The 22,105-nt window shown below is 62.7% G+C and carries 22 protein-coding genes; 15 read left to right on the top strand and 7 right to left on the bottom strand.

All coding sequences use genetic code 11. The features are described from left to right. The first annotated feature begins 159 nt into the window (after positions 1-159). The 8 genes from speB (at position 160) to NKK50_RS23235 (ending at position 7,325) form a co-directional block, all read left to right on the top strand. Complete coding sequence (gene speB, locus NKK50_RS23270) at positions 160-1,221, top strand: agmatinase (protein ID WP_023671279.1); 1,062 nt, start codon at positions 160-162, stop codon at positions 1,219-1,221. Between the two features lie 83 nt (positions 1,222-1,304). Further along, positions 1,305-2,099 (top strand): transporter substrate-binding domain-containing protein, encoded by a 795-nt coding sequence (locus tag NKK50_RS23265; protein ID WP_352543908.1) that lies wholly within the window; start codon positions 1,305-1,307, stop codon positions 2,097-2,099. A gap of 6 nt (positions 2,100-2,105) precedes the next feature. Further along, positions 2,106-2,762 (top strand): amino acid ABC transporter permease, encoded by a 657-nt coding sequence (locus NKK50_RS23260; RefSeq protein WP_023683571.1) that lies wholly within the window; start codon positions 2,106-2,108, stop codon positions 2,760-2,762. After that, the gene (locus tag NKK50_RS23255; RefSeq protein WP_023671276.1) at positions 2,759-3,406 is read left to right on the top strand and encodes an amino acid ABC transporter permease; all 648 of its coding nucleotides are present in this window, start codon (positions 2,759-2,761) and stop codon (positions 3,404-3,406) included. The genes NKK50_RS23260 and NKK50_RS23255 overlap by 4 nt, the downstream gene beginning before the upstream one ends. A gap of 64 nt (positions 3,407-3,470) precedes the next feature. Continuing rightward, on the top strand, positions 3,471-4,559 hold the full coding sequence (locus NKK50_RS23250) for an ABC transporter substrate-binding protein (RefSeq protein WP_023671275.1): 1,089 nt from the start codon (positions 3,471-3,473) through the stop codon (positions 4,557-4,559). 77 nt (positions 4,560-4,636) lie between these two features. Further along, on the top strand, positions 4,637-5,674 hold the full coding sequence (locus NKK50_RS23245) for an ABC transporter ATP-binding protein (RefSeq protein WP_023671274.1): 1,038 nt from the start codon (positions 4,637-4,639) through the stop codon (positions 5,672-5,674). Continuing rightward, positions 5,671-6,525: an ABC transporter permease gene (locus NKK50_RS23240; RefSeq protein WP_023703699.1), complete on the top strand. Its 855-nt coding sequence runs from the start codon at positions 5,671-5,673 to the stop codon at positions 6,523-6,525. The genes NKK50_RS23245 and NKK50_RS23240 overlap by 4 nt, the downstream gene beginning before the upstream one ends. Beyond that, positions 6,522-7,325, top strand: coding sequence for an ABC transporter permease (locus NKK50_RS23235; RefSeq protein ID WP_023671272.1), 804 nt, complete (start codon positions 6,522-6,524; stop codon positions 7,323-7,325). The genes NKK50_RS23240 and NKK50_RS23235 overlap by 4 nt, the downstream gene beginning before the upstream one ends. A 171-nt stretch (positions 7,326-7,496) precedes the next feature. Here the strand turns inward: NKK50_RS23235 and NKK50_RS23230 are convergent, their stop codons facing one another. Beyond that, a complete protein-coding gene (locus tag NKK50_RS23230) occupies positions 7,497-8,495 on the bottom strand; it encodes a LacI family DNA-binding transcriptional regulator (protein WP_023739701.1) in 999 nt (332 codons plus the stop codon). Between the two features lie 195 nt (positions 8,496-8,690). Here NKK50_RS23230 and NKK50_RS23225 point away from each other — a divergent pair, with 195 nt between their 5' ends. The 5 genes from NKK50_RS23225 to NKK50_RS23205 are packed head-to-tail and all read left to right on the top strand — an operon-like array spanning position 8,691 to position 13,399. Beyond that, entirely contained in the window at positions 8,691-9,731 is a 1,041-nt protein-coding gene (locus NKK50_RS23225) for an ABC transporter substrate-binding protein (RefSeq protein ID WP_352543907.1), read from the top strand. A 27-nt stretch (positions 9,732-9,758) separates the two neighbouring features. Beyond that, complete coding sequence (locus NKK50_RS23220) at positions 9,759-10,796, top strand: ABC transporter ATP-binding protein (protein WP_023815997.1); 1,038 nt, start codon at positions 9,759-9,761, stop codon at positions 10,794-10,796. Then, a complete protein-coding gene (locus NKK50_RS23215; protein ID WP_023703702.1) occupies positions 10,793-11,680 on the top strand; it encodes an ABC transporter permease in 888 nt (295 codons plus the stop codon). Before NKK50_RS23220 ends, NKK50_RS23215 begins: the two co-directional genes overlap by 4 nt. Beyond that, positions 11,673-12,464: an ABC transporter permease gene (locus NKK50_RS23210; protein ID WP_023700446.1), complete on the top strand. Its 792-nt coding sequence runs from the start codon at positions 11,673-11,675 to the stop codon at positions 12,462-12,464. The genes NKK50_RS23215 and NKK50_RS23210 overlap by 8 nt, the downstream gene beginning before the upstream one ends. A 14-nt stretch (positions 12,465-12,478) precedes the next feature. Further along, the gene (locus NKK50_RS23205) at positions 12,479-13,399 is read left to right on the top strand and encodes a phosphorylase family protein (RefSeq protein WP_352463626.1); all 921 of its coding nucleotides are present in this window, start codon (positions 12,479-12,481) and stop codon (positions 13,397-13,399) included. Positions 13,400-13,573: 174 nt separating this feature from the next. Here the strand turns inward: NKK50_RS23205 and NKK50_RS23200 are convergent, their stop codons facing one another. The 6 genes from NKK50_RS23200 to NKK50_RS23175 form a co-directional block, all read right to left on the bottom strand. Beyond that, positions 13,574-14,977, bottom strand: coding sequence for an MATE family efflux transporter (locus tag NKK50_RS23200; protein WP_352543906.1), 1,404 nt, complete (start codon positions 14,975-14,977; stop codon positions 13,574-13,576). Positions 14,978-15,165: 188 nt separating this feature from the next. Then, complete coding sequence (locus NKK50_RS23195) at positions 15,166-15,927, bottom strand: SDR family NAD(P)-dependent oxidoreductase (RefSeq protein ID WP_352543905.1); 762 nt, start codon at positions 15,925-15,927, stop codon at positions 15,166-15,168. 28 nt (positions 15,928-15,955) lie between these two features. Further along, positions 15,956-16,768, bottom strand: a complete 813-nt coding sequence (locus NKK50_RS23190; protein WP_023671267.1) for an ABC transporter permease — start codon at positions 16,766-16,768, stop codon at positions 15,956-15,958. Beyond that, the gene (locus tag NKK50_RS23185; protein WP_023693099.1) at positions 16,768-17,631 is read right to left on the bottom strand and encodes an ABC transporter permease; all 864 of its coding nucleotides are present in this window, start codon (positions 17,629-17,631) and stop codon (positions 16,768-16,770) included. Before NKK50_RS23185 ends, NKK50_RS23190 begins: the two co-directional genes overlap by 1 nt. Positions 17,632-17,692: 61 nt before the next feature. Continuing rightward, positions 17,693-18,856 carry an ABC transporter substrate-binding protein gene (locus NKK50_RS23180; protein ID WP_023711362.1) on the bottom strand — a complete coding sequence of 388 codons (1,164 nt, stop codon included), beginning with the start codon at positions 18,854-18,856 and terminating at the stop codon, positions 17,693-17,695. Next, the gene (locus NKK50_RS23175) at positions 18,837-19,973 is read right to left on the bottom strand and encodes an ABC transporter ATP-binding protein (protein WP_023745860.1); all 1,137 of its coding nucleotides are present in this window, start codon (positions 19,971-19,973) and stop codon (positions 18,837-18,839) included. The genes NKK50_RS23180 and NKK50_RS23175 overlap by 20 nt, the downstream gene beginning before the upstream one ends. Before the next feature lie 113 nt (positions 19,974-20,086). Between NKK50_RS23175 and NKK50_RS23170 the strand changes: the two genes are divergently transcribed. Together NKK50_RS23170 and NKK50_RS23165 are read left to right on the top strand one after the other, a co-directional pair. After that, positions 20,087-20,896, top strand: a complete 810-nt coding sequence (locus NKK50_RS23170) for a helix-turn-helix transcriptional regulator (protein WP_023745861.1) — start codon at positions 20,087-20,089, stop codon at positions 20,894-20,896. A 94-nt stretch (positions 20,897-20,990) separates the two neighbouring features. Continuing rightward, positions 20,991-21,908 (top strand): AraC family transcriptional regulator, encoded by a 918-nt coding sequence (locus NKK50_RS23165; protein WP_023752497.1) that lies wholly within the window; start codon positions 20,991-20,993, stop codon positions 21,906-21,908. The last annotated feature ends 197 nt before the right edge of the window (positions 21,909-22,105 follow it).

The raw sequence follows: 22,105 nt of genomic DNA, 5'->3' as shown, positions 1-22,105 counted from the left end.
AATTGATTTTTCAATGCGGCTGCCGGACACTTTGGCAGGTCAACAGCATCAATGACGTGAAATCTACAGGCAGCCAGCGGGACAGCGACCCGGCCGGATGATGGTCAGTTCGCAGATGTCGCCACGGCCGCATGCATCAGCCCGCAGGAGGAGACCGACATGGGTTATGACAGAGGCAAGCTGGAAGCCTTGCGCCGCAAGTATGGCGAGAGCCATGGCGGCGAGATGTTCGACCCGAAGTTCCGCAAGGTCGCGGACAAGATCTTCTCCAAGAGCGGCACAAGGCTGGCGCCCTATGCCGGCATCCCCACCTTCCTCGCCGCGCCCTACCGTGAAATCGCTGCCGACAATCCGGATTTCGGCGATTTGCAGGTGGCGATCATCGGCGTGCCGATGGATCTCGGCGTCACCAACCGGCCCGGCTCGCGCTTCGGGCCAAGGGCGCTGCGCGCCATCGAGCGCATCGGCCCTTACAATCATGTGCTGGAATGCGCGCCGACGCATGAGCTGCGCGTCGCCGACATCGGCGATACGCCGTTCCGCAGCCGCTACCGGCTGGAGGTCAGCCACGAAGACATCGAGCGCCGCACCAACCAGATCGTCGATGCCGGCGTGCTGCCGCTTTCGGTCGGCGGCGACCACTCGATCAGCCATCCGATCCTGAAGGCGGTCGGCAAGAAGGCGCCGGTCGGCATGATCCATATCGACGCCCATTGCGACACAAGCGGGCTGTTCGACATGACCAAGTTCCATCATGGCGGACCGTTCCGCAACGCGGTGCTGGACGGCGTGCTCGACCCGACCCGCACTATCCAGATCGGCATCCGCGGCTCGGCGGAGTATCTGTGGGAGTTCACCTATGAATCCGGCATGACGGTCGTGCATGCCGAAGAGGTGACGGGTCTCGGCATCCCGGCCATCATCGAGAAGGCGCGCAGAATAGTCGGCGACGGCCCGACCTACATTTCCTTCGACGTCGACAGTGTCGATCCGGCCTTCGCGCCGGGTACCGGCACGCCGGAAATAGGCGGCCTGACGACGCGCGAGGTGCTCGAACTGCTGCGCGGCTTGAAAGGCCTCAACATCATCGGCGGCGACGTCGTCGAGGTGGCGCCGCAATATGACGCGACCACCAACACCGCCCATGTCGGCGCCCAGGTCCTGTTCGAGATCCTGAGCCTGATGGTGTTCAGCCCGGCGATCACCGGCAAGGGGGCCTGACGGATTTCACATGCAAAGGCGGCCGCCGCGCTGGAGCCGGCGGCCGTTTCCAAAACAAACAAGCTTCCAGAAGGGGAATACCAATGACAATCCAAATGAAATCAACCATCGCCGCCGCGCTGATGCTCGCCGGCCTCGGCTTCGCCTCCCAGGCCAATGCCGACGCCGTCGACGACATCACCAAGGCCGGCGCCATCAATGTCGGCATCTTCTCCGACTTTCCGCCCTTCTCCTCGGCCAGCGCCGATATGAGCATCAAGGGTTACGACGTCGACGTCGCGCAGGCGATCGCCGATTCACTCAAGGTGAAGCTCAATCTGGTCAGCGTCACCGGCCAGAACCGCATCCCGTATCTCACCGACAAGCGCGTCGATATCCTGATGAGCGTCGGCTATTCCAAGGAGCGCGAGGAGGTGATCGATTTCGCCGCCGCCTATGCGCCCTACTACATCGCCGTCATCGGTCCGGCAGCGCTTTCGATCAAAGGCAAGGAAGATCTCGCCGACAAGTCGATCGCCGTCAATCGCGGCACGCTCGAGGATACGTCGTTGACCGAAGCGGCGCCGTCATCGGCCGACATCAAGCGCTTCGACAACTACAATTCCGTCATCCAGGCCTTCATCTCCGGCCAGACCCAGCTGATGGTGGTCGGCAATGATGTCGGCGCCCAGGTGCTGGCCAAGCAGGACGCGCTGAAGCCGGAGCAGAAGTTCCAGCTTTTGACCTCGCCTTCGCATATCGGCCTCAACAAAAAAGAGGACCGGCTGAAGACGGCGGTCAATGATGCGGTTGCCAAGATGCTGGCCAACGGCAAGCTCGACGAGAGCTCGAAGGTCTGGCTGAAGACGCCGCTCAATCCCGACAACCTCAAGGATTGAGTTCTCGTGGCTTTTGCCTGGCTCCCAGGTGCTGTGGGCGACATCGCGCGCGGCGCGGCCACGACGATCCTGTTGATCGTCGTGACCACGCTCGTGGGCACGCTGCTCAGCATCCTGGGCGCTGCCGGCCGGCGCAACGGCCCGGTATTCGTGAAGCGCGCCATCGCGGTGTATGTCGAGGTGATGCGCAACACGCCGTTCCTGGTGCAGCTGTTCTTCATCTTCTTCGGACTGCCCAGCCTCGGCATAAGGCTCGATCCGATCCTGGCAGCCATGTTGGCAATGACGCTCAACATGGCGGCCTACACCATTGAAATCGTCGGCGCCGGTCTCGATGCCGTGCCCGGCGGACAGACGGAAGCCGCCTTGGCACTCGGGCTTCGGCCACGCCAGGTGTTTGTCAAGATCGTGCTGCCGCAGGCGCTCAAGGTGATCTATCCGGCGCTGACCAGCCAGATCGTCATCATGATGCTGGAATCGGCCGTGGTGTCGCAGATCGCCGTGCGCGAGCTGACCTATGAGGCCGACATGCTGCAAGCCCGCACCTTCCGCTCCTTCGAAACCTATTTCGTCGTGACCTTGGTCTACCTCGTCCTGTCCATGGCCTTGCGCCGGCTGCTGGTCACAGGCGGGCGCCGCGTATTGGGGGCAGGTGTCACATGATCGAATTCACCTTCTGGGACATCGTTCGCAATCTGCTGCTCGCCGCCCGCTGGACGGTGCTGTTGTCGCTGGCGGCCTTTGTCGGCGGGGCGGTGGTAGGGCTGATCGTGCTGTTCTTCCGCATCGCCGAAAATAAATGGAGCCGGCGCATCGCTTCCGGCTACATCGCCCTGTTCCAGGGAACGCCGCTGTTGATGCAGCTGTTCCTGATGTTCTTCGGCCTGCCGATGCTCGGCCTGCGCATCGAGCCATGGACGGCAGCGGTGCTCGGCCTGACCTTCTTCGCCAGCGCCTATCTGGCCGAGATCTGGCGCAGCGGCGTCGATGCGCTGCCGCGCGGGCAGTGGGACGCCGGCGCCAGCCTTGGGCTGCACCGTCTGCAGGAGCTCAGGCTGATCATCCTGCCGCAGGCGTTCTCGATCACAAGGGCGCCGATCGTCGGCTTCCTGGTGCAGTTGATCAAATCGACGGCGCTGACCTCGATCATCGGCTTCGAGGAGCTGGTCAGAACCTCCAACGCCATCAACAACGCCACCTTCGAACCGTTCAAGGTCTACGGGCTGGTGGCGCTGATCTTCTTCGTCATGTGCTTTCCACTGACGCAATACGCCCGTACGCTCGAACAACGAGCGGCGGCCCACTGACGCCAGGGGGCGACAGTGCGTGAAGGGAACCTGCCGGGAACGGCATCAACTGAGGAGAAACCAGATGAACAGACTGATCGGAAAATCCCTGACACGGCGCGGCGTGCTTGGTGCGGGCCTCGCTACAGCCGGCGTGCTCGCCATGCCGTCGATCCTGCGCGCGCAGGACAAGTCGCTGAAGGTCGGCGTCTATGGCGGCTATTTCAAGAAATCCTTTGACGAGCACGTCTTCCCCGATTTCACCAAGGCCACCGGCATTGCAGTGGAATCGGTCGCCGAGCCGACCGGCGAAGCCTGGCTGGTGCAGCTCGAACAAGCGTCCAAGGCCGGCCAGGCGCCGGCCGACCTTTCGATGATGTCGCAGACCTCGACGCTGAAGGGCCAGTCGACCGAATTATGGACGCCGCTCGATACGTCGAAGTTCAAGCACTACAACGACCTCTTGCCGCGCTTCGTCAACAAATATCCGGATGGCCGGGTCGCCGGCATCGGCGCCGTCGCCTGGTGGATCACGCTGGTCTCCAACACCGATGTCTACAAGGATGCGCCGACCTCATGGGAGACGCTGTGGGACAAGGCCAATGAGGACAAGCTTGGCCTTCTGGCACTTGCCTCGAACTCGTTCCTGCTCGAAGTGACAGCCAAGACCTTCATGGGCGGCACCAATGCGCTCGACACCGAGGACGGACTGAACAAGGCGTTCGAAAAGCTCGCCGAGCTCAAGCCGAATGTCCGGCTGTGGTATCGCGACGAGGCGCAGTTCGAGCAGGCGCTGAAGTCGGGCGAGATTCCGATGGGCCAGTATTATCACGACGTCACCGGCCTCGCGGTCGCCGACGGCTTCCATGTCCGCTCGACCTTCCCGAAGGAAGGCGGCATCCAGGATTCCGGCAATTGGGTGCTGTCGCGCGCCTCGACCAAGGTCGACGAGGCGCATGCCTTCATCGACTATATGAGCCAGCCGTCGATGCAGGGCCTGATGTCGCGCAAGGTCGGCACCACGCCGACGCTGAAGAAAGAGGTGCTCGACCTCAAGCCGGAAGAGTTCGCAGCCGTGTCGTCGGATATCGATCCGATCATCCCGCGCTACGACCTCTATACGTCGAAGGCCGACTGGATCAACCAGAAGTGGACCGAGCTGATCGTCGGCTGAGCCGTTCGATCCGTCTGAACCACAGCGGCCGCCGGCATAGTCCGGCGGCCCCTTAGCAAACCCTCCAAGGGATGAGCATGTCCGGACTAGACATCAACGCCGTCACCAAAAAATTCGGCAACTTCGCCGCCGTCGACAATGTCCAGCTCAACGTGCCGCATGGCACGTTCGTGTGCCTGCTCGGCCCGTCGGGCTGCGGCAAGACCACGCTGCTGCGCATGATCGCCGGGCTGGAGGAGCCGACCAGCGGCGCCATCGTGCTCGACGGCGAGGACATCACCCCGCTGCCGACGCACAAGCGCAATCTCGGCATGGTGTTCCAGTCGCTGGCGCTGTTTCCGCATCTCTCCGTCGGCGACAACATCGCCTATGCGCTGCGCATTCGCGGCGCCTCGAAGGAGGAGCAGAAGAAACGCGTCGACGAGTTGCTGGGCCTGATCCATCTGACCGGCTTTGCCGACCGTCCGGTGGCGAAACTGTCGGGCGGCCAGCGCCAGCGCGTGGCGATTGCCCGCGCGCTTGCGCTGTCACCAAAGCTGTTCCTGCTCGACGAGCCGCTGTCGGCGCTCGACGCCAAACTGCGCGAGGCCATGCAGGTGGAACTGCGCCAGTTGCAGCAGCGGTTGGGCATCACCACCATCGTCGTCACCCACGACCAGCGCGAAGCCATGACCATGGCCGACCTCGTCGTCGTCATGGGCCACGGCAGGATCCTGCAGGCGGCGCCGCCGATCGAGATCTACCGCAAGCCGGCCGACGCCTTCGTCGCCGACTTCATCGGCATCACCAATCTGCTGCCGGCCGAGATCGACAGCACCGGGCGCACCACCATTCTGGGCACAGCCATTCCAGGTCTTGCCATGCCGGCGGGTCAGACTAAAGCGTCTGTATCGGTCCGCCCCGAGGATGTGCATCTCGGCAGCCCCGGCGGCTCGGCCATCACCGGCGAGGTGAGTTTCGTGCGCGATCTCGGCGGCACCATCGAGACCTTCGTCGACGTCGGCGGCACCAGCATCATTGCGGTGACGACGCCGCGCGAGCGGCATGACGTGCCGGTCGGCGCCAAGGTCGGCGTCACACTGCCGCCGGCAAGCTGCGTGGTGCTCGGCGCATGAGACGCGAAGCCCCGAAGTCGATAGCCGACTACACGCCGCTGTTCTTTCCGGCGCTGATGCTGATCGTCTTCTTCGTCGTGCCGTTCTCGACGATGATCGCGGTGAGCTTCTTCAAGCGCAACCCGTCCGGTTTCTACACGCCGGATTTCGTGTTCGACAATTACGCCCGCTTCCTGTCGGTGTTCTTCGGCGGCGTGCTCGGCTTTTCGCTGCTGCTGGCGGTGCTGGTCGCCGTCTGCTGCGTGGCCATCGCCTTTCCCTTCACCTACCTTTTGACCCGTCGGCCGCGCCGTGTGCAGACGCTGTGGCTGGTCGGCCTGCTGTCGGTGCTGTCGCTGTCGGAAGTCATCATCGGCTTTGCCTGGTCGACGCTGTTTTCGCGCACCGCCGGCATCACCAATCTGTTCGTGGCGATCGGGCTGATGGACAAGCCGGTGGCACTGCTGCCGACCTTTGGCGCGGTGCTGACCGGCATGGTCTACCAGGCGCTGCCCTATACGATCCTGGTGCTGTACCCCGCCCTCGTGCGCCTCGACCCGACATTGCTCGAGGCAGCGCGCACGCTCGGCGCCTCGCCGATCCGCGCCTTCTTCAACGTCGTCGCGCCGGCGCTCAGAAACACCATCGTGGCGACGCTGATCATGGTTTTCGTATTCGCCCTCGGCTCGTATCTTTTGCCGCAGATTCTGGGACGGCCGCAGCACTGGACGCTGTCGGTGTTGATCACCGACCAGGCGATCTACCAGTCCAACATGCCGTTCGCGGCCGCAATGGCGGTGTTCCTGGTGCTGATCTCGCTGGCGCTGGTCGGACTGACGCTGCTCGTCGGACGCCGGGAGAACGCCCTATGACCGCGACCTTGCTGCGCCGTGTCTATTTCACCATCGTCGCGCTGTTCCTGGCGGCGCCGCTGATCGTCGTCGCCGGCGTGTCGGTGAATTCGCGGCAGGAGCTCTCCTTCCCGCCGGTCGGCTTCTCGCTCGCCTGGTACGCCCAGATCTTCACCGATCCGGAATGGCGCCTGGCGCTGATCCATTCGGTGACGCTGGCCGTCTGCTCGGCGGCGATTGCCGTGGCGGTGGCGCTGCCGCTGGCCTGGTTCCTGTGGCGGCGCATCGCGCCCTGGGCAAACATCTTTCAGGTGCTGGGGCTTGCCCCCTTCATCCTGCCGCCGGTCATCACCGCGCTCGGTTTCCTCTCCTTCTGGGCGACGGTCGGGCTGTTCGGCCAGTTCTTCACCGCCATAATCAGCCACGCCATCTTCTTCGTGACGCTGCCGCTGGTGACGCTGTCGCTCGGCTTTGCCTCGATCGACCGCTCGCTGGTCGAGGCCGCGGCGACCATGGGCGCCGATGACCGCACAGTGCTGAAAACCGTGGTGCTGCCGTTGATCCTGCCCTACCTCGTCTCGGGCTACGCCTTCGCCTTCGTCTTGTCGCTCAACGAATACATCGTCGCCTACATGACGATCGGCTTCACCACCGAGACGCTGCCCATCAAGATCTTCAACGCGCTGCGCTACGGCTACACACCGACCATGGCTTCGGTGTCGGTGTTCTTCGTCGCGGTGGCGGCACTGGTGTTCGGCTCGATCGCCAGGTTCGGCGATATACGCAGACTGCTCGGCGCGATGTCGTCGGACGGGAGCTGAGCGCAATCATTTGTAACAGCACCCCTCGATCGCTGCTCAGAACCACCAATGCCATCAAGGTGTCTGAGTGCACCCTATGCACTCGCGCAGGCGGCAGCTTCGCGCCTCATCTCGGACTCAGGGGTGAACCTAAGTGCTCCTCGAAAGCGGACAACTGACTTCTTCGCCCGACTATTCGCCAGGGTCGAACTCACCTTTGAACAAGACCGTCTCCACCGGCCCGAGGGGATTGACGATCCGGCTCTCCAGGACTTCGACAAGTTTGCGTCCGACACCCGCTATGTCCACGAAATGAACGCCGATCTTCGCAGGCAAGAAACGTGACAGCCGCGTGCTGTCCCGAGTGACAATGTGGATGTCACTCCCTGGCGCGAGACCTCTTCTGCCAAGAGCGTGTAGTGCCCCCAAAAGGCCCAGTTCGTTGGCGCAAGCCAAGCCCGTCGGCGGATCTGACCAGGCCAGCATGCGATCGAACCAGGCTGCGCTCGATTCCATGGTGAACATTCCATGACCGATCAGCGACTGGTCGATCGGAATACCAGCCTCGGCCATTGCCCTTCCATACCCGGAAAGACGCATGGCACTCGCCTGGTCGCCCGGAACGAGAAGTTGCAGCGCAATGCGTCGGCAGCCCTTGTCCACGAGCCGCCGGGTCGCCTCGTAGGCAATCTGTTCATTGTCGATGTCGACATAAGGATATGCTGTATCCAGGTCAGTTCTTCCAAACGCGACGAATGGCATGCCTCTATCCAGCAATAGCTTAACGCGTGGATCACCCGAGACCATGCGCGTGATAATCAGTCCGTCTGTGCTGCCCGCCTGAAGCTGTCGCTGCACACTCTCGATGGGGTCATCATCGGGCGTGGTGGAGTAGATGGATAGACTATAACCCGCTTGCCGCGCCGCCAGCGTCATGCCTTCGATTAACGGAAGCTTCAACAGATCGGACAGATGATCTTGTGTTTCCATCGGGTAGATTGCTGTCATCGTCAGCGTGCGGCCAGTTTTGAGCGCGAAGCCATGATGATTTGGCACATAGCCGACCCGCTGCGCCACTTCCTTGACGCGAGCGATGGTGGCGGGATGAACCTCCGGCCCATCCTTCAGCGCGCGGGATACCGTGGTCACCGAAAGGGAAAGTTCCGCCGCGATCTGTTTCAGGTTGGTCATGTCGCCCGACCTCATTTGCGAAAGCGCCGGCTGATTTGCTGACTTCCACTACGTGACCGAATTCCACCTCACGGTCAATCCAAGCTCTCGCTAAAGCAGCTTGACTCTCCTGCAATTGGATGCAATCGTAACGTTACGATTGGCAAGAATTGGCCATTTTTAGCGCGTCTCAACAAATTCTAGGGAGGAGAACCTATGTCTTGGTTACGCATTTCCTTGACGGCATTCGCATTCTCGGCCGCCGTGCCGGTCTATGCCCAATCAGTCACCATCACGACCGCGGGCGGCGATTATGGCAACGCCATGAAGGAAGCCATGTGGGGCCCCGCTGCAAAAGAGCTTGGCTATGATGTCGGCGAGGAGACCCTCAGCGACGGCTTGGCCGCCCTGAAGATGCAGGTTACCTCGGGCGCGGTCACAACCGACGTCATTCACCTGGGCTCACCGGAGGGCGCGCAGGCCGCCGCACAGTCGCTGCTGGAGCCGCTCGACTACACGATCATCGACCCAAAGGCCGTGCCGGACGGCGCAAAGTCCGACTACTGCTATCCATTCGACTCCTATGGCACCGTCTTGTCGTGGAACACCAAGACCTATGGCGAAAACCCGCCGAAGACATGGGCGGAGTTCTGGGACGTTGCCAAATTCCCCGGCCGTCGTGCGCTGCGTGCCAATGCCCAGGACTCGATCGAGATCGCGCTGCTCTCCGATGGCGTAGCACCGGCGGACGTCTATCCCGTTCTCAGCACGCCAGAGGGTCTGGATCGCGCTATCAAGCGGCTCGAAGCACTCAAGCCGAATGTCGCCGTTTGGTGGACCTCGGGAGCGCAGTCGGCGCAGTTGCTGAAAGATGGTGAGGCGGATTTGGTCGTTACCTGGAACGGGCGGGCCCAAACCGTAAAAGCAGATGGCGGCGCGGCCGACTACACGTTCAAGGGTTCCGTCATTGGCACCGACTGTCTTGCGGTGCCGAAAGGGGCGCCGAACAAGGAAGCAGCTATGAAGCTCATCGCAGCGATGACACAGCCCGCGCGCGTGGCGAAGCTGACCGACTTCATAGCCTATGGCCCGGTCAATCCTGCTGGCTATGAGGGTGGCCTTATCCCCGAGGACCGTCTCAAGACGCTGGCGACCGCGCCTGAAAATGCCGGCACTTCGGTGTTTTCGAATTCAGAATGGTGGGTCAGGAATGGCGAGGCTGCCCAAAAAGCCTTCGATGAGATGATGGCCCGCTGAGTCTCAGCTCTAAGGCTTGAGCACATGATGAAGTCGCTCCCGATCACCATCGACAGCGTGCGCAAGACCTATGGATCTTACGTCGCGCTGGACGATGTCTCGCTCGACATTCGGGCTGGCGAATTCCTCACGCTGCTGGGGCCATCGGGATCGGGCAAGACCACGCTGCTCATGGCTCTGGCCGGCTTTGTCCGGCCGGATTCCGGTAGACTTCTGTTGGGCGATCGCGACATTACCCGCCTGGCCCCGAACAGGCGCAACATCGGCATAGTCTTCCAGAACTACGCCCTGTTTCCCCACATGAACGTTCTGGCAAATGTTGAGTATCCGCTGGTGCTGCGCAAGGTACCGAAAGCCGAGGCCCGCCAGCGGGCGCTCGACACTTTGGACCGCGTGAAGCTCGAAGGTTTGGCGGAGCGCAACATTGCCGCATTGTCCGGCGGCCAGCGCCAGCGGGTTGCGTTGGCGCGGGCGATCGTCTTCGAGCCGCGCGTGATGCTGATGGACGAGCCGTTGTCGGCGCTCGACAAGAATTTGCGCGAAACCATGCAGTACGAGATCCGGCGTCTGCACGATGATCTGGGGATCACCACGATTTATGTGACGCATGACCAGCGCGAAGCACTGATCATGTCAGACCGGGTCGCGGTGATGAATTCCGGCCGTATTCAGCAGATCGACACGCCACAGCGGATTTATGATCATCCATCGACCCGCTTTGTCGCGGGGTTCATGGGTGAGGCCAACATTGTGGCCCCGGGCGCGGTGCGCAGAATAGACGGCGCCGATGCATCAAGCGAAGCTCTGATGATCCGCGCCGAAAGCTTCCATCTTGATGCGAAGCTCGTCGGGCGAGACGGGGTGGCGCTCGAGGGAACGCTGCGCGCCAAGGCGTTTCGCGGCGAGAACTGGCTTTTGACGCTGGCGCTTGACGGCGGGCAAGAGATTCTTGTCTGCGTTCCGGCGGCGATGGCCAGCGGCTGCGGCGAGCTTGCGACCGGTCAGCGAGTGACCGCATATGCACCGGCAGCGAAAGTTCACGCGATACCGGGAGCAGGAGCGTGACCGTCATCGCCGATCCTGCGCTCGCGGCAGACGCACGACGCGAGCGGCGGTTCTTCCTGTCGCTTTCAGTGCCCGCGCTTTTGATCGTTGGGCTGGCGGCGATCCTGCCCATCGTCTGGATTATCCGGCAATCCTTCCTCACCACAGCAGGTGAATACACCGTCGGCAACTACGAGAAAGTGCTTTCGAGCGGACTGACATGGTCGGCACTCGTCACCACCCTTGAGCTGTCCGTGGGCACGCTGGCGATCTGCATTCTACTCGGTACCCCCTTGGCGCTCGCCCTGGCCAGCACCAGACCAAGGGTGGCCAATTTGCTGATGGCCTTCGTCATGCTGCCGTTGTGGACCTCCATTCTGGTGCGCACCTATGGCTGGCTCGTTCTGTTGCGACGCGATGGCCTGATCAACGCGGCTTTGACCGGTTCAGGCCTGACAGCTGAGCCCTTGCCGCTGGTCTACAACTTAACGGGAACGCTCATCGGCATGGTTCACTACATGCTGCCGCTCTTCCTGCTGCCCGTTTATGCGGCGATGCGCGATATCGATGCAAACCTCGTTCGCGCGTCGGCGAGCATGGGCGCCACGCTCGGACAAACGATCCGCACGGTCATTCTGCCGCTTTCGGCCGGCGGCATCTTCTCGGGTTCGATCATCGTCTTCATTTACACCATAGGGTTCTTCATCACGCCCGCGGTGCTTGGCGGCGGCAAGGTAAACCCTCTTTCCACCCGGATCGAGCGCACGCTATCGACCTTCCAGGATTGGGGCTCGGCGAGCGTCCTGGGCATCCTGCTCCTCGTACTAATGGCGTTGGTGGGGGTGATGTTCCTGGCTGCGCGGCGGCTGATTGCCGGACGCAGCATCGGCACAGCCCATGCTTGAAGCCTATCCAGATAGCAGGCTGGCCCGCATCCTCCTGTGGAGCTTTTGCGCGGTCGTTATGGCGTTCCTGATGCTGCCGACGCTCGTCGTCGTGCCGCTCTCTTTTTCGGCGTCCAATCTTTTGGAGTTCCCGCCGCGCGCATACTCGTTGCGCTGGTACGAGGCTTTCTTCGGTTCGGCGGCATGGATGGCCGCACTCAGGACGAGCCTGATCCTTGGCACATTGACGGCGATGATCGCAGTGCCCCTGGGGCTGCTGGCCTGCATTTCGATAAATCGGCTCGGCGGAAAGGCCGCCATTGCCATTCAGGGTATTCTGCTAACCCCTTCTATCGTGCCGGGAATCCTGCTCGCGATTGGTCTCTTCTTTGTTCTGGCGGCCCAACGTCTGGTCGGAACGCTGTTCGGTGTCCTGGTCGGACATGTGGTGCTGGCCATTCCGGTCGCCTGCATTGTGTTGGTGCCCGCCTTGGCCCGCTTTGACTGGAACCAGGTTCAGGCGGCGCGCAGCCTGGGCGCAAACTGGGCAAGAGCCATTGGCGGAATAATTGTCCCCCAACTTCGGATAAGTCTGTTGTCGGCCACGCTGATGGCCTTCCTGACCTCGCTCGATGAATCCGTCATTTCGATCTTCGTCGCGAGTGGTCAAAACAGCACGCTGCCGAAGCTCATGTTCCTGTCGCTGCGCGATCAGATCGACCCGACCATTGCGGCGATTTCGACCTTGTGGACCGTCATCGTCGTGGTCGTTGTCCTCGTCGTGACCCTTCGCCAAAAATCCTGACCGAGATTGGAAACATGCCCAACAATCATCATGCAGCCGACGATCTGGCGGATCATTCAACGGACATACCCCAGGTGGGGTTGGCGATCATCACCGGCTCGGCGAATTGGGGTCTCGCCTTTCCGGAAGATGTCGAAGTCGATGGCGTCCGCACCTTGCAACGAGACATGAGTTTCGAAACCCCTTTCGGTCCCAGCGACAATTGGAAACTGCTCGAATTCGATGCATCTATTACCGTCGAGGGCAAAACGAAACGTGCCCTGTGCATGTATTCGCACGGCAATCCCCGAGACCATATCGACCATTCCTGTCATCGCCGCGCGTTCTGGGTCTTGATGAAAGCGGGTGTAAGGCAAGTGCTGGCCTGCTCGACCGTTGGCGCCGTCAACAAGGCGATCCAGCCCGGCGACATAGTCGTAAACGCCGATATCATCGAACTGTCGCAGACCCCGTTTTCACTTCTGCCTGGCCGCCAGAGCTTCGACTGCTCGGGCAAGCAGATCGTATGTCCAAGATGTGCGGCATTGTTGGCCGAGACCGCCCGGCGCCATTGGCCAGCCGGATGCCGCGTCCATGGCATCGAGCAGCAGCTGGTGGCTGCCCACTGCTACGGGCCGCGACTGACAACTCCCGCCGAAGCTCTGGCGTATCGAAACATGGGAGCGGACGTGCTCAACCACTCGATCGCCCCTGAGGCCACCTTATCGCGCGAGATCGGCGCCTGTTTCGTGCCCCTGGCGTTCGTCACGGCCGGCTTCAACGACTATATGGACCGCGAGCGCCAGAAATTGCTGCAGGAGCACGTGCTGCCGAGCCTCTCTATGACAGCCTCGCGGGTTGCGCTGGAGACCGCGGCGCGACTTCCGGCCAATCCGGAATGCTCTTGCCACGGCTTGAAGTCGCCCCAACCGGCAGAGCGTTCTACCCGGTTCTGAAAAGCAGCGAGAGTCTGGGATCGTTCACTCGCAACGATGCTCGCGTCGAACTGAGAGTCCGCTTTTGAAGATCCCACGCCCGAAGCGTTCGGCCGCTTCCGGTCCAAAAGGCGACGCCAGACATCTGCTCTACAGTGACTGCTTCGGGCAGTTGGCGGACCGCTTGGTGCGTCTTCAATGGCTGAAGACGAGCGGCGGTGCGATGCGGTCCCGCCGCAGCCAGCGCGCGAGCAGCAGCACCGCCACCACGGCCAGACCCGACGCCAGGCCGATCCAAATGCCGACGCCGTGCAGGCCGAAATGGAAGGCGAGCAGCACGCCGAGCGGCAGGCCGATGCCCCAATAGCCGATGGCGGCATAGATCATCGGCAGCTTGGTGTCGTGCAGGCCGCGCAGCATGCCGGCGGCAACGGCCTGCGCGCCGTCGAAGATCTGAAACAGCGCGGCAAAGGCCAGGAACGACACGGCCAGCGCGATCACCCTGGCGTTCGCCGGATCGGTCATGTCGATGAAGGCGCTGATCAACAGATGCGGCCACAGCACCATCACCAGCGCCATCAGCGCCATGGACGAGACGCCGATGACGAAGGCGGTCCAGCCGGCGCGCGAAACGCCTGCCGGATTGCCGGCGCCGTGGGCCAGCCCGACGCGCACGGTGACGGCCTGGTTGAGGCCGAGCGGCACCATGAAGGAGATCGAGGCGATCTGGATGGCGATAGCGTGCGCGGCAAGCGAATCCGCATCGATCAGGCCCATCAGCAGGGCTGCCGCGTTGAAGATCGTCACCTCGAAGGCGAGGATGCCGGCGATCGGCATGCCGAGCCGCAGCAGACCCTTGAAACGCGGCCAGTCGGAGCGCCAGAAGCGGCCGAACAGGCGGTAGCGGCGGAACTTCTTCTCCAGCATCACCACGGCTGCCAGGCCGCAGAACATCAGCGTGCTCGACAGCGTGGTCGCCAGCCCCGAACCGGCAATGCCCATCGAGGTGACGCCGAGATTGCCAAACATGAACACCCAGTTGAAGAAGGCGTTGCAGGCGACGGCGACGAAGACGATGATCAGCGCCCAGCCCGGCCGCTCCAGCGCCGAGATGAAGGAACGCAGCACGATATAGCCGTAGAAGGGCAGCACCGCCCATTCCAGCCAGCGCAGATAGATGCCGGCCTGATGTGCCAATGCCGGCTCCTGGCCCATGGCCAGCAGAATGGCCTCGCCATGCCACAGCACCATCCAGATCGGGATCGAGATCAGGATCGCCAGCCACAGGCCCTGGCGCACGGTACGGCGCAAATCGCGCACCGAATAGCGCCGGCGGCCAAGCTCGGTGGCGATCATCGGCGAGGTCGCCAGCATCAGGCCGAGGCCGAAGATCAGCGGCATGAAATAGAGGTTGGCGCCGAGCGCGCCGCTGGCCAGCGTGTCCGCGCCCAGACGCCCCATCATCATGACGTCGGTCGCGGTCATCGCGGTCTGGCCGAGATTGGTCAGCACCATTGGCCAGGCCAGCGCCAGTGTCGCCCTGATTTCCTGACGCCAAAGATTTTCCGGCGCACGAGCGCCGGCTTCGATCGCAGACATTGTCCTGCTCTTTTCCGGTTGCGGCGCGTCGGCAACGAGGCCGGAAGCCGCACTTCCAAACGGCAAAACCTTCGGTTTCGCGGCGTTTGTGTCGTTCTATTGGACGAAATGCGAGATGAAGGCAAGGGAGGACGGGCAGCCGGCGATTGAGCCAGAGGCGGGAACCCTCCTATCCGGCCGCCCTTGGATCAGCCGATGCTTTCGCCGCCGTCGATCACCAGCGCCTGGCCGGTCATGAAGGATGAGCGGTCGGAAACGAGGAACAGGATCGCTTCTGCGATCTCCTCGGCGCTCGCCCAGCGCCCCATCGGGATCTTGGTGCGGACATAGGTCTCGATCGCCTCGCGTCCGCCCATCTGGGCGATGAACGGCTCGTTGAAGGGCGTGTCGACCCAGCCCGGGCAGAGCGCGTTGACGCGCACATTGTGGCGGGCATAGTCGAGCGACATCTGCCTGGTCATCGCCACCACGGCATGTTTGGACGTGGCATAGGCGATCATCTCGCGATCGTAGAAGACGCCCGAATTCGAAGCCGTGTTGAGGATGACGCCGCCGCCTTGCGCGACCATTGCCGGCATGACCAGCCGCGCGGCCAGAAACTGCGCCCGTACATTGATGCGCCATGACGCATCCATACCATCGACCTCGACCTCGGTCAGCGTGCCGCCGACCTGGATGCCGGCGTGATTGTGCAGAATGTCGATGCGGCCATACTTGCCGAGCGTGCCTGTGATGAGCTGCCCGACCGCCGCGTCGTCAGAGACGTCGGTGACAATCGCCTCGGCCTGCCCGCCCACTGCCCGGATGTCCGCCGCTGTCGTCTCGCCGCTGGTCTTATCCCGGTCGGCGATGACCACCACAGCGCCTTCCCTGGCCATGATCATGGCGCCGGCTCGGCCGATGCCGGAACCGGCGCCCGTCACCACGGCGATGCGGTCTCTAAGGATCATGAATTTGTCTTTCAGCTGGATGGCTTGTTCAGTTTGACGGCTGGCGCTGGCGCAGCTGCCATTGGGCAAGCACCACCAGAAGAACCGAGGCGACGAGCACGATGGTGGCGATGGCGTTGATTTCCGGCGTCACGCCGCGCCGGATCGAGGCGAAGACATAGATCGGCAGCGTCGTCTGCGCGCCGGCGACGAAGAAGGCGACGATGAAATCGTCGAAGGAGAAGGTGAAGGCGAGCAGGAAGCCGGCGATCACCGCCGGCATGATCTGCGGCAGCACGATCGAGCGAAACGTCGTCAGCGGCGTGGCGTAGAGATCGCTCGAGGCCTCGACCAGGTTGCGGTCGAGGCTGGCGAGACGCGTGCCGACGATCATCGTCACCAACGCCATCGAAAACAGGCCGTGGGCGGCGATGATCGATCCATAGCCGAGCGACAGGCGCGGCGGCTGGTCGTTTGGCCAGATCGAGGCGAGGAACGGGTTGAGCACGCCAAACAGCTGGACCAGCGCGACAAGCGTCGAGATGCCGATGACGACGCCGGGAACGACGATCGCGGCACCCATCAGCGCGTCGAAGACGGCGCGGGTTCTGAGCCCGACCCGCGCCAGGCCGAGTGCCGCCGCCGTGCCGCACACCGCCGCCAGAAGGGCGCTGGTGGTGGCGATGAACAGGCTGTTCTTCAACGCCTCGACCAGGAACGGGTTCGACAGCGCCGTGCCGTACCACTGCACCGAAAAGCCGGTGAACTCGCTGGCATGGCGGCCGGCGTTGAAGGAAAACAGCACGACCAACGCGATCGGCAGATAGAGGAAGGCGAAGACGGCTGTGACGAAGGCGCGCATCAGATCAGATCCACCCTGCGGGCGCCCGACACCCGTGTCGAAATGCGGTTTGCCGCGATCAGCACCACCACCGAAACCGCCACCAGCGTGATGGCGATGGCCGATCCGAACGGCCAGTTGCGCGACTGCAGGAACAGGTCGACCAGCGCATTGCCGATGAAGAACACCTTGCCGCCGCCAAGCAGCGTCGGGATCAGGTATTCTCCGAGCAGCAGGATCATGACCAGCGAGAAGCCGGTCATGACGCCCGGCAGCGACAGCTTCAGCGTCACCCCCAGAAAGGTTGAGAGCGGGGTCGCGCCGAGATCGGCGGAGGCTTCCAGCAGCCTTCGGTCGAGCCGCTCGAGACTGACATAGATCGGCAGGATCATCAGCGGCAGATAGCCATAGACGATGCCGAGCAGCACGGCGCCCGGCGTGTTGATCAGCCTGACATCCTCGATGCCGACAAAGGCCAGCAGCGCGGGAATGCCGCGTCCGCCCAGAATGTACATCCAAGCATAGGTACGCATCAAAAGGCTGGTCCAGAACGGAATGACGACGAGCGCAAGCAGGATCAGCCGCCAGCGTTGCGGCGCCTTCAGGGCAAGGTAGTAGGCGACGGGGTAGGCGACGAGCAGGCAGGCAAGCGCGCCCACCGGCGCCAGCATCATGGTGTTCCAGAAGGCAGTCGCCCGCGCCGGGAGGTTGGCATATTGCGCCAGCGTGAAGGCGGCCTGGTAGCCGCCCTCCGGCGCCCGCTCGCCGACGCTGAACACGGCAATGGCGACGAACGGCAACACCAGAAACACCACCAGCCACGCTGTAGCCGGAGCGAGCAGCAGCGCTGTCAGGATGTTATACCGAAATCTGTTGCCGTGCATGGAAACCGCCCCGATGCCGGCGGACATAGGCCCACCGGTTTCCGTTTGCGTCAGGCCGGCCTCAAGCCGACTTGAAGCGCGCCATCAGCTCGGCGCGGCCGGGATCGGTCAGCGTCGCCGCCGCACCGAATTCCAGCGGTGTCAACAGGTCGGCCGCCGGATAGAGGATCGGATTGTCCAGCACTTCCTTGGGCAGCAGCTTGTTGACGCGTGCGTCGGTCGACGGCGCGCCGTTGGCCAGATGCTCCTTCACCGCGACCTCAGGGGTCATCAGATAGTTGAGCAAGGCATAGCCGGCCGGCTTGTTCGGCGCGTCCTTCGGGATGGCGTAGAAATCGGTCCAGATTTCGCCGCCCTCCTTGCCCAGCACATAGGCGATCTCCGGGATATCGCGATGCAGCTGTGCGCCGTCATTCGTCCAGCACATGGTCATCCAGGCGTCGCCCGCCCGCATGCCCGGCTGGTAGTCGGACGAGACCGCGAACAGATGCGGCTTGACCTTGAGCAGCAGCTCCTCGGCCTTGGCGAGTTCGTCCTGCTTCAGCGAGTTGAAGGAATAGCCGTGATATTTCAGCGCGTTGCCGATTGTGGTCAGCTGGTAGTCGTGGACCATGGTGCGGCCATCGCCCTCGGCCATGGCGACGTCCCAGAATTCCTTCCAGCTGGTCATCGGCTTGGCCAGCTTCTTGGTGTTGACGGCAAAGCCCGTGGTGCCCCAGTTCTTCGGCACCGCGTAGGTCGTGCCGTCGATCGTGCCTTCCGAGGTGAAGCGCGGGTCCTCCTGGGAGCTGTCGAAATTCGGCAGCTTGGCCATGTCGAGCGGATCGATGATGCCGAGTTTCTTGTAGGTCGAGATCGTGTAGTTGGTCGGCACGAACAGGCTCCAGCCCGAGGCGCCGGCCTGCAGCTTGGCCAGCATCTCCTCATTGGAGCCGAACACGTTGACCTCGACGGCGACGCCGGTGTCCTTCTTGAAATTCTCGAAGGTCTGCGGGTCGTGATAGTTCGGCCAGGTGGCGATCGACATGCGGTCGCCGAGGTTTTCGGCGGCGAAGGCCGGCGTCGGCATGATGCCGAGCTCGCGCGCCATCACCGCGGTTGCGATGCCAAGGCCGGTGAGGCGGAGGAAGTCGCGGCGGCCGATCGAGCCGCGCTTCAGGCGCATCAGCTGGTCGACGAAGTTCTCAGGGCTAATCGGCAGTCCGTCACGATATGATTTCGACATTTTTTGCTACCCTCTGGTTGGTCCCGTTGTTCTTGGTCTCCGGAAACGCCAGCGGCGTCCCGGAGGCAAAGCCGATGGCGACGGGTTCACCCGGCTTGAAGAGGTTGCCATGGCCGATCACATGGTCGGCCTTGGCCAGCAGCGTTCCGATGCCCTGCACCTCGATGGCGTATTCCGCCGTCGAGCCCAAGAAGATCCGGTTGCGCACGATGCCCTTGAAAGGGCTGCCTTTGGTGGCGCCGAGGCTTAGCGATTCAGGACGCAGGCTGACAGAAACGGTCTCGCCCTGCTGCAAGGCGGTTCGTTTGCGCGCGGCAATGACGGTTCCGTCCGCCAGCGCCACATTGACAAGATCGCCTGTATGCCCGGCAACCTTGCCGCTCAACAGATTGGTCTTTCCGACGAAGTCGGCGACGAACAGGTCGGCCGGCTCGTCATAGATCTCGCTCGGCTGGCCGAGCTGTACGATGCGGCCGCCATTCATGACGCAGACGAAGTCGCTCATCGACAGCGCTTCCTCCTGGTCGTGGGTGACCAGCACGAAGGTGATGCCGATCTCGCGCTGCAGGTTCTGCAACTCGATCTGCATATCGGTGCGCAGTTTCTTGTCGAGCGCCGCCAGCGGCTCGTCGAGCAACAGCACCGCCGGCTTGTTGACCAGTGCGCGCGCCAGCGCGACGCGCTGCTGCTGGCCGCCGGAGAGTTCGTGGATCTTGCGGCGGCCATAGCCGGCGAGCCGCACCATTTCGAGCGCCTCGCCGGCGCGCCGGCCGATTTCCTGCGACGACAGGCGTGGCTGTGCCTGGCGCAGCCCGTAGGACACATTGGCTTCCACATCGAGGTGCGGAAACAGCGCGTATTGCTGGAACACCATGTTGACCGGCCGACGATAGGGTGGCGTTCCGGCCATGTCCCGGCCACGGATGAACACCTGGCCTTCGCTCGGCTGCTCGAAGCCGCCGATCATGCGCAGGCATGTGGTCTTGCCACAGCCGGACGGTCCGAGAAGGGCGACAAAGGCGGAGGGCGGCACAGCCAGATCGATGCCGCTGACAGCGGTCACGGCGCCATAGCGCTTGGTGACGCCGCGAAACTCGATGTCGGGCACTGCGGTCAAAGTGCTGGCTCCAGCAACAGGGCTATTTCAGGACGCTACCAGAGCCAATGGCGGCTAGTATATACCTCGCTGGTGGTATATCTGATCTATTTTCTCGTTTAAGGGGGTATATTTTGAGCGCATCTCGCAGCGACGAATACAGCCGGCTCGCTGCCCTTGTCGCGGCAACGCGAGAGACCAGCGGCGACCTGTTCGGCCAGGCTATGGTCGATTGGTTGAGGCAGCATGTCAGCTTCGACCACTGCGTGATCTTCGGCTATCGCGGCGCTTCGCGGCCGCCGTTGCTGTTCGAAACCTTCTCGCCTGACGAGAGCCATGTCTTCGTCACGCTTTATCAGGAAGGGCCTTACCTGCTCGACCCGTTTCATCACGCGGCGGTGGAGCGCAAGGAGGGGTTCTGGCGCATGCGCGAACTGGCGCCCGACCGCTTCTATGCCAGCGAGTATTTTCGCACCTACTACAGTCAGACAAGGCTCGCCGAGGAGGTCGGCTTCTTCGTGCCATTGCCCGGCAAGGATGCGCTGGTGCTGTCGCTGATGCGATTGCAGGCCTCCGGCCCCTTCGGCACCGCCGATGCCAGGCTGCTGCGCGACATGGCGCCGGCGGTCATCAACTTCGCCCGGTTGCGCTGGCCCGCACTTGCGGCCGAGGAGCAGGACGAAGCGGAGCAGGGCGAGACGATCGCCGCCGTCAACGAGTTCGACCGCGCCCACATTTGGGAAAGCCTGTCGCTGACCCCGCGCGAAAAGCATGTCGTCGATCTGGTGCTGCAGGGGCATTCCACCGAGTCGATCGCGAGAGCCATGCGCATCGTGCCGGGAACGGTGAAGGTTCATCGCCGCAACATCCATCGCAAACTCGGCGTCAAATCCCAAGCCGGGCTGTTCGCCCGCTTCATCGAGATCATCGAGAGCCGGCGTTGAAATCGCTGAGGCAGACATCGTTCACTTGCGGGCAACAGACTGCTACGGATTACCCGAAACCAGTCGCTTCCTCATACGCCCCGGAGAGCAGACGATGGCATTCAGGCGCAGAAAGAACACGGCCGCGATCCCTCGCACGGTGCCGGCTTTCGAGCACATCGTCACCGAGGCGAGCGACAGTTTCCTGTGGCGGCTCGACGACTATCCCTGGGAGCGCAATGTCTGGAATTTTCATCCGGAATACGAGATCCATCTCCTGAGGAAGTCTTCCGGGGTCGCGCTGGTCGGCGATCACATCGGCGAATTCGGGCCGGGCTACCTGAGCATCGTCGGCGGCGGGCTGCCGCATGACTGGGTGACATCGGTGCAACCCGGCGAGCTGATCGAAGGACGCGACATCGTGCTGCAATTCGATCCGCAGCGGCTGCGCGGCTCGGCGGGACTGCTGCCGGAGCTGCGCGAACTGGAACCGTTCCTGGAGCGATCGCTGCGCGGCATCGTCTTCCATGGCCGCGCCGCGCTCGACGGCGCTGCGCTGATGGAAAGGATGGGCACCGTGCACGGGCTCGCCCGGTTTTGCCTCTTCCTCGAACTGGTCGATCTGCTGGCCAGGACAGACGAATACGAGCTTTTGTCCTCGCCGGATTTCTCACCCGCGCTCGACGCAACCTCGCTGGACATCATCCAGCGCACGCTGACCTATCTCTTCCAGCACTTCGCCGAGGACCTGAAGCTGCCGGAGGCGGCGGAGCTGGCGGGGATGAGCGAAAGCACGTTTTCGCGCTTCTTCCAGAAAAACACCGGCAACAGTTTCAGCGACCACATCGCCAAGCTCCGGCTCTGGCAAGCCTGCAAGCTGCTGGCGGACACCGATATTCCGATCACCGACATCTGCTTCCAGGTCGGCTACATGAACATCGCCAACTTCAACCGCGCCTTCCTGCGCAAGCACCGGATGACGCCGTCATCTTACCGCAAGCTGTCGAAGCAGCGGATGACGATGCGCGCCTGAAAACCGGCCTTCCTCACTCCATCGGTACTCATGTGACAGAGGCTGTGCAGGCGGGCCGGATTTTGCAGCGCACAATGCATAAAAGTACAGGTCTGCTGCAACGGGGCTTCTAGCGCGGCCTTTAGCAACTCCTCATTTTGGCGATGGGCGGCTTGTCGCTCGGGCGATGGCGAGGATCGCGCAACCGAAGACTTCCG

The organism is Mesorhizobium sp. M0001 (genome assembly GCF_040324255.1).
GTDB lineage: Bacteria > Pseudomonadota > Alphaproteobacteria > Rhizobiales > Rhizobiaceae > Mesorhizobium.
Note: the sequence above shows the minus strand (reverse complement) of the source record. Positions and strands in the feature narration are given on the sequence as shown.

Coding starts and splice junctions, on each gene's coding strand:
- speB (WP_023671279.1), top strand. CDS start 160: ATGGGTTATGACAGAGGCAAGCTGGAAGCCTTGCGCCGCAAGTATGGC.
- NKK50_RS23265 (WP_352543908.1), top strand. CDS start 1,305: ATGACAATCCAAATGAAATCAACCATCGCCGCCGCGCTGATGCTCGCC.
- NKK50_RS23255 (WP_023671276.1), top strand. CDS start 2,759: ATGATCGAATTCACCTTCTGGGACATCGTTCGCAATCTGCTGCTCGCC.
- NKK50_RS23250 (WP_023671275.1), top strand. CDS start 3,471: ATGAACAGACTGATCGGAAAATCCCTGACACGGCGCGGCGTGCTTGGT.
- NKK50_RS23245 (WP_023671274.1), top strand. CDS start 4,637: ATGTCCGGACTAGACATCAACGCCGTCACCAAAAAATTCGGCAACTTC.
- NKK50_RS23240 (WP_023703699.1), top strand. CDS start 5,671: ATGAGACGCGAAGCCCCGAAGTCGATAGCCGACTACACGCCGCTGTTC.
- NKK50_RS23235 (WP_023671272.1), top strand. CDS start 6,522: ATGACCGCGACCTTGCTGCGCCGTGTCTATTTCACCATCGTCGCGCTG.
- NKK50_RS23230 (WP_023739701.1), bottom strand. CDS start 8,495: ATGACCAACCTGAAACAGATCGCGGCGGAACTTTCCCTTTCGGTGACC.
- NKK50_RS23225 (WP_352543907.1), top strand. CDS start 8,691: ATGTCTTGGTTACGCATTTCCTTGACGGCATTCGCATTCTCGGCCGCC.
- NKK50_RS23220 (WP_023815997.1), top strand. CDS start 9,759: ATGAAGTCGCTCCCGATCACCATCGACAGCGTGCGCAAGACCTATGGA.
- NKK50_RS23210 (WP_023700446.1), top strand. CDS start 11,673: ATGCTTGAAGCCTATCCAGATAGCAGGCTGGCCCGCATCCTCCTGTGG.
- NKK50_RS23205 (WP_352463626.1), top strand. CDS start 12,479: ATGCCCAACAATCATCATGCAGCCGACGATCTGGCGGATCATTCAACG.
- NKK50_RS23200 (WP_352543906.1), bottom strand. CDS start 14,977: ATGTCTGCGATCGAAGCCGGCGCTCGTGCGCCGGAAAATCTTTGGCGT.
- NKK50_RS23195 (WP_352543905.1), bottom strand. CDS start 15,927: ATGATCCTTAGAGACCGCATCGCCGTGGTGACGGGCGCCGGTTCCGGC.
- NKK50_RS23190 (WP_023671267.1), bottom strand. CDS start 16,768: ATGCGCGCCTTCGTCACAGCCGTCTTCGCCTTCCTCTATCTGCCGATC.
- NKK50_RS23185 (WP_023693099.1), bottom strand. CDS start 17,631: ATGCACGGCAACAGATTTCGGTATAACATCCTGACAGCGCTGCTGCTC.
- NKK50_RS23180 (WP_023711362.1), bottom strand. CDS start 18,856: ATGTCGAAATCATATCGTGACGGACTGCCGATTAGCCCTGAGAACTTC.
- NKK50_RS23165 (WP_023752497.1), top strand. CDS start 20,991: ATGGCATTCAGGCGCAGAAAGAACACGGCCGCGATCCCTCGCACGGTG.